6 protein-coding genes, 1 tRNA gene and 1 pseudogene are annotated in these 13,222 nt (G+C 65.6%); 3 read left to right on the top strand and 5 right to left on the bottom strand.

Features of this window, described 5'->3' with window-relative positions:
* Positions 1-376 precede the first annotated feature (376 nt).
* Positions 377-1,099, top strand: coding sequence for a response regulator transcription factor (locus tag GO999_RS07135; RefSeq protein WP_011001829.1), 723 nt, complete (start codon positions 377-379; stop codon positions 1,097-1,099).
* A 218-nt stretch (positions 1,100-1,317) separates the two neighbouring features.
* On the opposite strand, the gene GO999_RS07130 is transcribed toward GO999_RS07135, so the two are convergent.
* The 3 genes from GO999_RS07130 to GO999_RS07120 form a co-directional block, all read right to left on the bottom strand.
* Complete coding sequence (locus GO999_RS07130) at positions 1,318-2,919, bottom strand: sensor domain-containing diguanylate cyclase (RefSeq protein ID WP_118872143.1); 1,602 nt, start codon at positions 2,917-2,919, stop codon at positions 1,318-1,320.
* Between the two features lie 208 nt (positions 2,920-3,127).
* Positions 3,128-4,693, bottom strand: coding sequence for a methyl-accepting chemotaxis protein (locus GO999_RS07125; protein WP_211906768.1), 1,566 nt, complete (start codon positions 4,691-4,693; stop codon positions 3,128-3,130).
* 791 nt (positions 4,694-5,484) lie between these two features.
* On the bottom strand, positions 5,485-6,243 hold the full coding sequence (locus GO999_RS07120; protein ID WP_011001832.1) for a helix-turn-helix transcriptional regulator: 759 nt from the start codon (positions 6,241-6,243) through the stop codon (positions 5,485-5,487).
* A gap of 558 nt (positions 6,244-6,801) precedes the next feature.
* On the opposite strand from GO999_RS07120, the gene GO999_RS07115 reads away from it, so the two are divergent.
* A tRNA-Ser gene (locus GO999_RS07115) sits at positions 6,802-6,892 on the top strand.
* A gap of 766 nt (positions 6,893-7,658) precedes the next feature.
* Positions 7,659-8,960 (top strand): annotated as a pseudogene (locus GO999_RS24945) (methyl-accepting chemotaxis protein); the annotation flags it as partial.
* A gap of 5 nt (positions 8,961-8,965) precedes the next feature.
* On the opposite strand, the gene GO999_RS07105 reads toward GO999_RS24945, so the two are convergent.
* Both GO999_RS07105 and acs read right to left on the bottom strand, forming a co-directional pair.
* Positions 8,966-11,032 carry a sodium:solute symporter family protein gene (locus tag GO999_RS07105; RefSeq protein WP_118872142.1) on the bottom strand — a complete coding sequence of 689 codons (2,067 nt, stop codon included), beginning with the start codon at positions 11,030-11,032 and terminating at the stop codon, positions 8,966-8,968.
* 21 nt (positions 11,033-11,053) lie between these two features.
* Positions 11,054-13,036: an acetate--CoA ligase gene (acs, locus tag GO999_RS07100; protein ID WP_028860712.1), complete on the bottom strand. Its 1,983-nt coding sequence runs from the start codon at positions 13,034-13,036 to the stop codon at positions 11,054-11,056.
* Positions 13,037-13,222: the final 186 nt, after the last annotated feature.

Below are 13,222 nucleotides of genomic sequence, written 5' to 3'. Positions count from 1 at the left end.
TGCGCGGGCAGGCAAGCGCCGCTGCTCCGGCATCGCATCCTGGCCAGCCTGAAGGACGGACGGCCCGGCCATTGGCCGGGCACCGCCAACCGGATTTCAAACCGCGCCGGAATAACGGACGAGAAAATCCCCAGCCAAATCCGGATTCATATTCCGGAGATGGCCCCCAGATTTAATCCTCAATTAAACAATGCGTTTGCCGTATAGCCAATTTTGGCTATTGCGATGCAATCGCCGCCTTCTACAATCAACCCGCTTTACCTCTTCTCCGCCACTCGGGCGGGGCCCAAATCCGGCAGCCAAATCGCCCGCGCGCCCACACAGACCGGATATGCCGATCCATTCACCACCCTCAAGCACACCACGACCGATCAACATGCTGATTGCCGTTGTCCACCCGAACCTTGAAGAAGCGGCATGGATCATGCGCACCCTGCGCACCGAAGGCTACAGCGCAGCCCATTATGCCGACACCAGGGAATTCCTAAGGAGCATCAAACGGGATTCGCACGATCTCGTGCTGATCTCGCATGCCGCCTCCCATCTCGCGCTGAGCAAGCTTCCGATGCTGATCCGCTCCCGGCTGCAGCAGCACACACCGTTGCTGCTGGTCGGACACGACCACGACGAGGATGCCGTCGCCGCCAGCCTGGGCGCCGGCGCGGACGGCTACATCGCGCTGCCGATCAGCCCGGCGCTGTTTTCGGCGCGGGTCACCGCGCTGCTGCGCCGCATCTATCCGATCCGCGCGGCAAGGCAGACCTTCATGGTCGGCCCTTACGAGCTCAATCAGCGGGAATACCGGATCAAACTGCACGGGGCGGACATTCCCCTGAGCCACACCGAGGCCCGCCTGGCCATCTTTCTGTTCTGCAATGTCGGCCGCGTCCTGTCCAGGAGCCATCTGTTCGCACTCGTCTGGCGCCGGCCATCCCTCGACCTGACGCGCACGATCGACCGCTATGTCTCGAGGCTGCGCGCCAAGCTGGAGCTTCATCCAGCCAATGGCATGCGCATCCGGGCCATCTACAGCATGGGGTATCGGCTCGAACTCGCGCAGGAGATGGAGTACCTGCCCCAGATCAAGGCAGCCGCCTGAATGAAGATCGGCGGCCACCCGCGGGCTACGGGTCACCCGCTATGGCGATTGCAGCGCGACCGCCCCGCCCTACACTGAACCGCTTGTCTCCTCCCACCCTTTCGGTGGTTTGAGCCCGGGCACCGCGTGCCCGGGCTTTTTTATCGCCCCGCGCCCCGGCGAGCGAGGCCGGCCGGGCGTCGCCGGCGCGACGCCCACCGCCCGAGCGCCCCGCGATCTCAGCCGCCCTCCTCAGCCCGTGCCCGCGAGGCCGGCTCCAGGTCGGCGGGCCCGTCCGCACGCTCCGCCTCGTAGACCACGGTCCGGTTGCGCCCGTCGCGCTTGGCCTGATAGAGCGCAAGATCGGACAGTTTCAGGACGGCATCGACCTCCCCCGCTGACTGCGGATAGTGCGCCACCCCGAGCGAGACCGTGACCACCTGCCCCGTCGGGTTCGGCCGCGCCTCCACGGCCAGGCGCAGCCGCTCGGCCGTCCTGAAGGCACCGTCCGGCGTGGCGTCGGGCAGCAGGAGGATGAACTCCTCCCCACCGATGCGGCCGGTGATATCGCCATGCCTGGCCTGCTCCCGGATCAGCGCGGCAAGGTGCCGGAGCACCTGGTCGCCGACATCGTGCCCGTGCCGGTCGTTGATCCGCTTGAAGTGATCGACGTCCAGCGTGACGGCCGAAAACGGCTGGTGCCGCCCCGCGTGCAGGCGCAGCGCATTCGCGACGCCGCGGCGGTTGTACAGGCCGGTCAGGGGATCGGTGAGCGCCTCGAGGTTGAGCCTGGCCATGCGAGTGCTGGTCAGGCGCGTGCCGCGCAGCAGCGCGCGCTTGAGACGATGGGCTTCGATGTACCAGGAAGACACGGTCTTGATCCGCTCCAGGCGCTCCGGCGTCGCCACCAGCCGGGCCTGGCTGGCCAGCTCGACGAGCGGGCGGGAGATCGACCTGGCAAACCACCAGATGAAGACGATGGACAGCACGAACAACGGAATGCTGTGCGACAGGGTCACCAGCATCAGGCCATTGAGATCGCTCAGCGTTGTCTCGGTGGGCTTCTGCGCCACGATGCCCCACCCCGTCGACGCCACCGGCGCATAGCCGGCCAGCATGTCGATCCCGTGCAGGCTCCGGATGCGCTGCGCCCCCGCATGTCCCAGCATCACTTCGGCCACCGCCGGGTTCGCGCCGGTCATATCGCCGACATAGCCGCTGTTCGGATGGTAGATGACCGTGCCATCGCGATCGACGACATAGATATACGAACCGTCGCGATAGTAGTGATGGACGAAGATCGTGTGGAGGAGGTTCTTCTCGTTCAGATAGATCGTGCCGCCGACATAGCCCAGCAGGCGCCCCTGGCCATCGATCACGGGATGGGACAGGAAGATGAGCAGCCGGCCCGTCGGCGCCCGGAACGGCCGGCTGATCTCGGGAATGCGGGAATCGAGCAGCCGGCGGCCCCAGTCGCTGCGCATGGATTTCAGCTGCAGGCTGGCCGGCGAAGCCCCGATGACCGCGCCGTCGCGGCGCACGATGACGACCGAGTTGAGGCTGCCCATCTGCTGGCGCAACCGCTCGGCCTCTTCCGTCAGCCGCGCGGGATCCTCCATGTGCGCGGCCAGGAGGCCCGCGCCATAGGCCAACTCCTGCCGCGTGACGCCGATGGCCAAATCGGTCGACTCTGCCAGCTTGGCCGCATAGACGCGGTTGGCTTCCAGCGCATTCCGGATCAGCAGATCGCGCTGCGTGCGATAACTGGAATACATGGCGTTCGCCATGGTCAGCAGCACCGAACCCAGGGCCAGCAGCAGAATCAATCCGCCCAGCCCCATCCTCGGCGCGCCCCTGGCGAGACGAAAGCGCGATTGCACAGGCATCGGTCGTGCCGAAACAAGAGTTGAGGCATCGTAGCATGGCCCCAAGTGTTTCAGCGCGACCGGTGAAACCCCGCATGCCGCCGCGCGGCTGTGCGCGACCCGCCACCCCGGAAGCCGACGCCGCTCGACCGCCGCGCACGGCCAGCACCGGCGCCGGACCGGCTCAGGCGAGCCGGAACGACGCCACCGCGTGGTCCAGCTCCCGGCCCTGCTGCTCCAGGGACTGGGAGGCCGCCGCCGCCTGCTCCACCAGCGCCGCGTTGTGCTGCGTCACCTGGTCCATCTGGCCCATCGCATGGCTGATCTGCTCGATGCCGCTGGTCTGCTCCTCTGAAGCCTGGGTGATCTCGTGGATGATCGCCGTGACCTTTTCGACCGCCAGCGTGACCGCCTGCATGGTGCGGCCCGCCTGCTCGGCCGCGCCCGAGCCGGTCGTGATCTTCTCCAGCGACGCGCAGATCAGCTCCTTGATGTCCTTGGCCGCGCTGGACGAGCGCTGCGCCAGCGTGCGCACCTCGCTGGCCACCACCGCGAACCCGCGGCCCTGCTCGCCCGCGCGCGCCGCCTCGACCGCCGCGTTCAGGGCCAGGATATTGGTCTGGAACGCAATGCTCTCGATGATCCCGGTGATCTCGCCGATCTTGACGGACTCCCGGCTGATGTCCCCCATCGTTGCCACGACCTGGCCCACCTCCGCGCTACCCTTCTGGGCCACGGCCGAGGCATCGATGGACAGGGTGTTCGCCTGCCGCGCGTTGTCGGCGTTCTGCCGCACCGTCGCGGTCAGCTGCTCCATGGTCGAAACGGTCTGCTGCAGCGAGGACGCCTGCTCTTCCGTGCGCGAAGACAGATCCACATTGCCGGCCGCGATCTGCGCCGAGCCGACCGAGATGGCATTGGCGGCGCCGCGCACCGCACCGACGATCCCCGCCAGGCTCTGCTGCATGGCCGCCATCGATTCGAACACGCTGCCCTTCGGCGCGGCTTGCGCAAGGGGAATCGGCGCCAGGTCCCCCGCCGAGATCTTCCGCGTGATCTCGTTGAGCACCGCGGGCTCCGTGCCCAGTGCCTTCAGCAGGCTGCGCGTGATCACCAGCCCCAGCCCGACCGCCAGCATGACGGCCGCCACGCTCGCGCCGATCACGATGCTGCGCAGCCAGGCCGCGCGCACCTCCGCCTCCTGCAGGGTCCGCTGGGACAGCTCGGCACCGTAGCCCGCATAGACCTTCACGGCCTTGACCAGCGTATCGAGCAACGGCTTGCACTCGGCATTGATCTTCTGGTTGGCCGCCTCGCGCTGCCCCTCCGCCGCCAGCTTGACGATGTCCAGCGCGACCGGGCCATAGGCGTTCTCGATCCGCCGGATCTCCGCGCCCAGTTGTCTCGCCTTGTCCGTGACGCCCGGCGCGGCCAGCCTGGTTTCCAGCTCGGCCAGACCCGCGTGGACTTCCTCATGGGCCCGCTCGGCTTCCGCCTTTTCAAACGCCCGCTCCTGCGCTGTGGTCGCCAGCACCAGGTTGCGCGCCGCGAGGGCGCGCCGGTCAACCGCGGCCCGGATCCTGTTGACCAGCATCACGCGGGCATTCACGCCATCGACAAATCCAATGAAACGCGCATTGGCGCCGTCCAGCGCAAGAATGGCGAAACCAGAAAGCGCCACGACGATCGCCGCCAGCAAACCGAAACTGGCGAGCAACTTGGTTTTAACGGTCAATCGATGCAGACCCATAACTTCCCCTTGATGATTTCCCTGAATCTCAAAAAAATTCAAACAAACAAACGGCGCGGCATGCAGAATATCCGCCGCACCGCACAAGCGGGAAAGTCGGTCAATTTGATTTGTTCTACATAGGTCTTTCGTATTAGTTGACAGGATGAAGGCGGCGAAACCCGGCCATTCCCCCAGCTCAGGCAAATTACCTTAAGCAAACTATCAGAATTACCGAAAAGACCCGCCGGAGCTGGCCGATGGGCCAGGCGAATGTCATGCGCCGAGCGGCGCAGGTACATCAATTGTGCAAAGAAACGAGGAAAGCGTAACGTCGGCAGTTGTCCCCGGGCAGCGGAAAATCAGATACATCCTGTTTCCGCTCTACGCATCGGGAAAACATCTCACCTTTTTTGGCCGGAATGCGTGCGAGGCATTCGGTTCAATGTGAAAAGGGATGAAAAGAGACGCCCAGATTGGATCCGGGCGCCGGAAAACTCGCCGGGGGATCGGCGATTGCAACGATGCCTATTCTGGCAGAAGCCGCCCCCGGAATTAACCACCACAGAGAAAACTTGAATATTGAGATAAGCGACTGCAATAAGTCCGCGCCCCCATATTCAGATCGACGCGACAATCCGTGCCCCACGATCAGGTGGCATTGCATCAGAAAGACCCGGGGAATGTGCGAAACGCCGATTCGCATGCTTCCCGCGCCTGATAACACCAGAGAAATCAAATCACCTCGACCAAAGGCGACGACGGATACGGTAAACCAGTTGGCCGGGCCCCGGCTTTTCGCCAATGCACGCCTACAGCACCTTCATCCCCTGCCCCAGCGGGGATACGGCATACCAGGTGGCCAGCACCGCCACGCCCACCCGATTCGCACAGCCGGTCTTGTCCATGATGTGTTTCAGGTGCTGCTTTACGGTGTTCTCCGAAATGGAGGCCAGCAGCGCAATCTCGGCGTTGCTCTTTCCCTTGCCGATCCATGCCGCCACCTGCCGCTCCCTTTCGCTCAGCAGCGACATCACCCGCAACGCGTTGTGCCAGGTCTTCTCGGTATCGGCGACAGCCCGCATCAGCGTGCGATGCAGCACGGGTGTCAGGTCGCGCAAGACTGACGTCAGGAAAGGCGCGTTGATCGAAGGCAGCCGATGAAAACTGAAATAGGTTCCGATGCAATGACCTTCGTCATAAATACCGTCGGCGACGGCGTTTCTCAGGTCGTGCATGATGAATTTGGCCAGCCACACCCGATCGGTTTCGGCCGTTGGCGCGGCGGCATCGAAATATACCGGGCTGCGCGTGGCGAACCAGCGCCGCATCAGAGGCGTATCGATTCCACCGGCCACATTCTGGATGGCCGCCAGATACTCGATCGGAAAATCGACCGTGACGATATGGTCCATCAGGACGCCGGCAGAGGTGATCCGGCCATGACTGCAGACCATGCACTGGTTTTTCAGGATGGCGCCGACGTGATTGCGGACCCACGCCTTGAATTCATCGATGTTCTGAACGGCCTCCGCCGCCGCGAGGCAGTGCTCAATGACATTAATTTGCATTTTTCTTATGGATTCCCGTCCCTGTCCCTCATTTTATCCGAGGCACCCCACACCGAGACCGGTCGATTATCCGCAAAAGACGCTCAACCCCCTCTTCTCCCCCGAAAAACAATCTTCAAATCAGCATAATGAAATCAACCGATTTCAATTCCGCGGGAATGATGCATTTTCTAACTCTAAATTAAGGCATCACGCGCCCTGCACCTTTGTGCAACGCCAACGGCTCATGCACAGGATCTGGATGCCTGCTGATCACCGTTTGTGGCGGAAGACCTCAACCGGCGTCGCCGAATGTCCGCATCGCCAGCCAATACGCGTGAGCAACAGTCCGCTGGCGGAGGCGATGCGCGATCACCGAGCATGCCTCTACGCAAGGTCCGAGCCGAGCCTGATTGCACGGATGCCACCCTGCGGCCATGACACGCATGGGGAGACCCACGCTCATGGCGCAGGAGGCACTCTGGTGCCGACAACGATGCCGTTCGCCAACGCGCCGCCTGCCGTCGGCGGTCAAGGGGGTTGGCTAGGCCGCCCGATGTGCTACAATCGCGGGCTTCCGGAGAGATGGATGAGTGGTTTAAGTCGCACGCCTGGAAAGCGTGTATAGGTTAATAGCCTATCGGGGGTTCGAATCCCCCTCTCTCCGCCAGGAATACAAGCATCCCCGTAGACGCCAACGCCTACGGGGATTTTTCTTTTTCAGCCCATCACCAGACACGCGGCGAATCTGCCCGGGACAGAGGGATACCGCCTCCGTCCCTCTCCAGCACGATCCCGTCACGGACATCAGACCTCCCCGCCCAGGCGTCCTCTCCCGGGGATGCAAGGACGAATCCGTCCCCACCCTGCCGAACGCACGCACCAGTACACCAACGCGCCACGGCGGCACCGCTCTCCACCATCACAAATGCCATTGTCATCACGCCGGCAACCGCACGGTGTCGCCGACGATGCCCCGCCCCGCCCGCCCAGGCCGAAGCCGGACACAGCAACCTCGCCGAGGCCAGGTTGAATCTCGCGAACAAAATATCCGGCACACCCGACTCAATAGCAGACATAAATCAGATGAATACCCAAGCACCACCACCTTCGCCTCCTCGAACCCAAGCCCCCCACACCCGAGCCAGCACCAGAATTCACCGAAAACCCCGTACCAGCAAGCCATAGCACAACCCGGGGCAAATAAAAAAACAAATCCACAATAAAAATCATTCAGCTTTCCAAAAACCCGCCGATAACCCCAAACGGATAATGCAGAAAGCGACCACCCAAACCAATCACCCTGTTATCCAGCCCCTAGCAGCACGGCAACACCTATAGCGACAGGACTGTCCGCCATACCCCGGCACAGCGCGCCAGCCTCCCCCTGAATCCCCTTGTTCCACCTATCGGAGGACGCTGTGAACCTTTCCCGGATGTCGATCAAGACCAGGCTCACCCTGGGTTTCGGGGCGCTGGCCGCCTGCGTCGTCGTGGTGTCGGCCCTGTCGTTGCGGGCCCTGAGTGAATCGACGCAGGGCTTTTCGGGGTTCGTGCAGGGCATCACCGCCCACGCGACCCTGGCCAACAACGTGCGCACCGCGGTCGACCGCCGGGCCATCGCGGCGCGCAACCTGGTCCTCGTGATCAAGCCGCAGGACATGGAGATGGAAAAGGCCGAGGTGCTGCGCGCGCACGAGGAAGTCCAGGCCCAGCTCGCGCAGCTCAAGGCGATGGCGGACGACGGCCGGAATGTGTCGGAGCAGGCCCGTGCGCTGGCCGAAGCGATCGACCGCGTGGAAGCCCGCTACGGCCCCGTGGCCACCGGGATCGTGCAACTGGCGCTGGACGGCAAGCGCGACGAGGCCATCCAGAAGATGGACGACGAATGCCGTCCGCTGCTGGCCGAGCTGATCCAGGCCACCACCGCCTACGCCCGCTATACGCGCGAACGCCAGGAACAGCTCGTCGCGGCTGACGAAGCGCAGTACGGGCAGCGCGCAGCCTGCTGATCGCGCTGTCAATCGCGGCGGTGCTCGTGGCGATCGGGGCGGGCGTGCTGATCACGCGCTCGATCACGCGCCCCATCGGCAAGGCCGTGAACGTGGCGGAGACGGTGGCCCGCGGCGACCTCGGCAGCCGTATCGACGCCGAAGGCACCGACGAGACCAGCCACCGGCTCGCCGCGCTCGCCGACATGAACACCCGCCTGACGCAGATCGTCGACAAGGTGCGCGACAGCAGCGGCAGCATCGCCGGCGCGGCCAGGCAGATCGCGGCGGGCAACGCCGACCTGAGCCAGCGCACCGAAGCGCAGGCGTCCTCGCTGCAGGAAACCTGCCGCCAGCATGGAAGAGCTGACCTCCACCGTGAAGCAGAACGCCGACAATGCCCAGCACGCCACCGAACTGGCCGCGACGGCGTCGGAGGTGGCGCAGAAGGGCAACGCCGTGGTGAGCCAGGTGGTCTCGACCATGCAGGACACCAGCGACCGCTCCGGCAAGATCGCGGAGATCACCAGCATCATCGAGGGGATTGCCTTCCAGACCAACATCCTGGCCCTGAACGCCGCGGTGGAAGCCGCCCGCGCGGGCGATCAGGGGCAGGGCTTCGCGGTGGTCGCCAACGAGGTGCGCAGCCTCGCGCAGCGCTCTGCCAAGGCGGCCAAGGAGATCAAGGAGATCAAGGAGCTGATCGCCTCGTCGGTCGAGCGCATCCACGACAGCTCGACGCTGGCGACGCGCTACAGCGGATCGCGCAGATAGCCGACCAGCCGGTCCACCACCGGCCGGTTCGGCCGGGTCAGCAGGCTGACGATCACGGCGGCGGCAAACCCGGCCGGCACGCCGAACGCCCCCGAGGCGATCGGGTCGACGCCGAACCACGGCCGCCCCAGGATGCCCGTCATCCGCGTGAAGAACGGGTAGTTGACGAAGATGTAGTACACGCTGACCGCCAGCCCGGTCAGCATGCCCGCGATGGCGCCGGCCCGGTTGGTGCGCTTCCAGAACACGCCCAGCACCAGCACCGGGAAGAAGCACGACGCCGCCAGCGAGAACGCGGCGCCCACCAGAAACAGGATGTTGCCCGGCTTGAGCGAGGTCACGTAGGCCGCCAGCAGCGCCACGCCCAGCAGCACCACCTTGGCGCCGGTCACGCGGCGCTGGTGGCTGGCGTTGTTGTCGATCATGTGGAAATACACATCGTGCGACAGCGCGTTGGCAATGGTCAGCAACAGCCCATCGGCGGTCGACAGCGCGGCGGCCAGCGCGCCCGCCGCGATCAGCCCCGACATCACGTACGGCAGCCCGGCGATCTCGGGCGCGGCCAGCACGATCATGTCGGGCTGGATCATCACCTCGGCCCATTGCACGATGCCGTCGCCATTGATGTCGTGCAGCGCGAACACCGGCGGGTCCACCTTGCGCCACGGCACGATCCACTGCGGCAGGTCGGCGAACGAGGTGCCCACCAGGTGCTGCAGCAGGTCCAGCTTCACCAGCGCCGCCAGCGCCGGCGCCGACACGTACAGCAGCACGATGAAGAACAGCGTCCAGCCGACCGAGTTGCGCGTCTCGCGCACCGACGGCGTGGTATGGAAGCGCGTCAGGATGTGCGGCAGGCTGGCCGTGCCGACCATCAGACAGAACACCAGCAGCACGAAATTCAGCCGCTGCCGGCCGCGCTCGGCTTCGGAGGCGGACGGGAACGGCTCGGTCGAGGGCGGCGCCACGCGGCTGTGCGCCAGCGCCTCCTCGCGCTGCTGGTTCCACAGGATGCCGGCGGCGGCCGCATCGGGCGGGAAGGCCTCGCGCGCGCGCTCGAGCGCCTTGATCTCGCGCAGCGGCGCGTTGTGTTCGCGCGCGCGCTTGAGCTGCGCGTTCAGCGCTTCACGCGTCTCGTCGAAGGATTGCGGCAGCCGCGCGATGCGCTCCTGCAGCGCCTGCGCGTCGGCCAGGAAGCGCTCGCGCACGGCCTGCTCGGCGGGATCCTGCGCGATGCGGCGCTCCGCCGCCTCAATCTGCAGCAGCAGCCGGCCGGTGGAGAGCTGCGGCACCGGGTCGTGATGCCGGTGCCAGCCGATCATCGCCACCACGCCCAGGAACGACACGATCAGGATGATGTACTGCGCCACCTGCGTCCACGTCACCGCGCGCATGCCGCCCAGGAACGAACACACCAGGATGCCCGCCAGCCCGAAGAACACCCCCACCGAGAACTCCACCCCGATGAAGCGCGTGACCACCAGCCCCACCCCCTGGATCTGCGCGACGAGGTAGACGAACGAACACAGCGTCGCGCCCAGCACGGCGATGCCGCGCACGACCGCGCTGCCGCCCCGCTCGCCGTTGCCGTAACGCGTGGCGAGGAAGTCCGGCACCGTGTAGCCGCCGAACTTGCGCAGGTAGGGCGCCAGCAGGAACGCGACCAGGCAGTAGCCGCCGGTCCAGCCCATCACGTAGGCCAGCCCCTCGTAGCCGGAAGCGAACACGATGCCCGCCAGGCCGATGAACGAGGCCGCGCTCATCCAGTCGGCGGCGGTGGCCATGCCGTTGAAGAAAGCCGGCACGCGACGCCCGGCCACGTAGTACTCGGTCAGGTCCGCCGTGCGGCAGATCAGTCCGATGCAGGCATAGATCGCGATGGTGACGAACAGGAACACGTAGCCGAGCCACACGCCCGGCCCGCGCACGCGCTCGATCGCGCCCATCATCACGATGAAGAGCAGCAGGCCGGCGGTGTACAGCCCGTAATAGACAAACAGCCGCCTGCGAAAGCGGCTGTCCGTGGCAGCGTCGGTGGCGGCCAAGGCAGGCAGGCCGGTGCCGGATCAGCGGGCTTCCTTGAGCTGCTCCAGGATGGCCGGGTTCTCCAGCGTGGAGGTGTCCTGCGTGATGTCCTCGCCCTTGGCGATCGAGCGCAGCAGGCGCCGCATGATCTTGCCCGAGCGCGTCTTGGGCAGGTTGTCGCCGAAGCGGATGTCCTTCGGCTTGGCGATCGGGCCGATCTCCTTGCCGACCCAGTTGCGCAGGTCGGTGGCGATCTGCCGGGCCTCGTCCCCATTCGGGCGCGTGCGCTTGAGCACCACGAAGGCGCAGATGGCCTCGCCGGTCATGTCGTCCGGGCGGCCCACCACGGCGGCCTCGGCCACCAGCGGGTTGGCCACCAGCGCCGATTCGATCTCCATCGTGCCCATGCGGTGGCCCGAGACGTTCAGCACGTCGTCGATGCGGCCCATGATGGTGAAGTAGCCGGTTTCCTTGTCGCGCACCGAGCCGTCGCCGGCCAAGTAGAGCTTGCCGCCCAGTTCGGCCGGGAAGTAGCTCTTGCGGAAGCGCTCCGGATCGCCCCAGATGGTGCGGATCATCGCCGGCCACGGCCGCTTGACGACGAGGATGCCGCCCTGCCCGTCCGGCAGGTCCTGCCCGGTCTCGTCGACGATGGCGGCCATGATGCCCGGCAGCGGCAGCGTGCATGAGCCCGGCACCAGCGGCGTCGCGCCCGGCAGCGGCGAGATCATGTGGCCGCCGGTCTCGGTCTGCCAGAAGGTGTCGACGATCGGGCAGCGGCCGCCGCCGATGTTCGTGTGGTACCACATCCAGGCTTCCGGGTTGATCGGCTCGCCCACGGTGCCCAGCAGGCGCAGGCTGGACAGGTCGTACCGCTTCGGGTGGCTCGTCTCATCGGCCTCGGCGGCCTTGATCAGCGAGCGGATCGCCGTCGGCGCAGTGTAGAAGGTGTTGACCCGATGCTTCTGGATCATGTCCCAGAAGCGGCCGGCGTTCGGGTAGGTCGGCACGCCCTCGAACACCACCTGGGTGGCGCCGGCGGCGAGCGGGCCATACGCGATATAGGTGTGGCCGGTGACCCAGCCGATGTCGGCGGTGCACCAGAAGACATCGTCGGGCTTCAGGTCGAAGGTCCACTGCATCGTCAGCAACGCCCACAGCAGGTAGCCGCCGGTGCTGTGCTGCACGCCCTTGGGCTTGCCGGTCGAGCCCGAGGTGTAGAGGATGAACAGCGGATGCTCGGCGCCGACCGGGGTGACCTCGCAGGTGTCGGGCTGGCCGGCTTCGACTTCGTCCATGGCGCGGTCGCGGCCCTCGACCCAGTTCACGCCGGCGCCGGTGCGCCGATAGACGATCACGTGGCGGACGGCCTCGCTGCCCTCCATCGCCAGCGCCTCGTCGGCGATGGCCTTGAGCGGCAGCGCCTTGCCGCCGCGCATCTGCTCGTCGGCCGTGATGACGGCAACGGCCCCCACGTCGACGATCCGCTCCTGCAACGACTTGGCCGAGAACCCGCCGAACACCACCGAGTGCGTCGCCCCGATGCGCGCGCAGGCCTGCATGGCGACGACGCCCTCGATCGACATCGGCATGTAGATCACCACGCGGTCGCCCTTGCGGATGCCCAGTGCCTTCAGGCCATTGGCGAAGCGGCACACGCGGGCATGCAGCTCGCGATAGGTGATGCGCGCGACCGAGCCATCGTCGGCCTCGAAGATCACGGCGACCTTGTCGGCGTTGCCGTTCTCCAGGTTGCGCTCGAGGCAGTTGTACGAGGCGTTGAGCTCACCGTCCTCGAACCAGGTGTAGAACGGCGCCCTGGATTCGTCGAGGACCTTGGAGAAGGGCTTGTGCCACAGCAGGTGCTCGTGCGCCAGGCGCGCCCAGAAGCCTTCGTAGTCGCGCTCGGCCTCGGCGCACAGCGCGCGGTAGGCGTCCATGCCGGCGATGTTGGCCTGTTTGACGAAGGACGCGGGCGGCTCGAAGACACGCGTTTCCTGCAGAACAGATTCAATGCCAGCCATGATGTCTCCTGATAGCGAAGTCTGTAATCGTTTTGCCGCGAATCTAAGCAGCCGGCCTTACTCCAGCCTTACGCAAGCGCGACGTGCGCCGGCCGCCGCAGTGTGTCATGCAACGCATCACTATAATGCGTCACCCGCGTCCGCCGCACTCACCGCAGTGCAGCATGGCTGCCCGGCAAGCCGCGT

It is taken from the genome of Ralstonia nicotianae (genome assembly GCF_018243235.1).
Taxonomy (GTDB): Bacteria; Pseudomonadota; Gammaproteobacteria; order Burkholderiales; family Burkholderiaceae; genus Ralstonia; species Ralstonia nicotianae.
The sequence above is the reverse complement of the archived record's forward strand: the minus strand, read 5'-3'. Positions and strand labels throughout refer to the sequence as shown.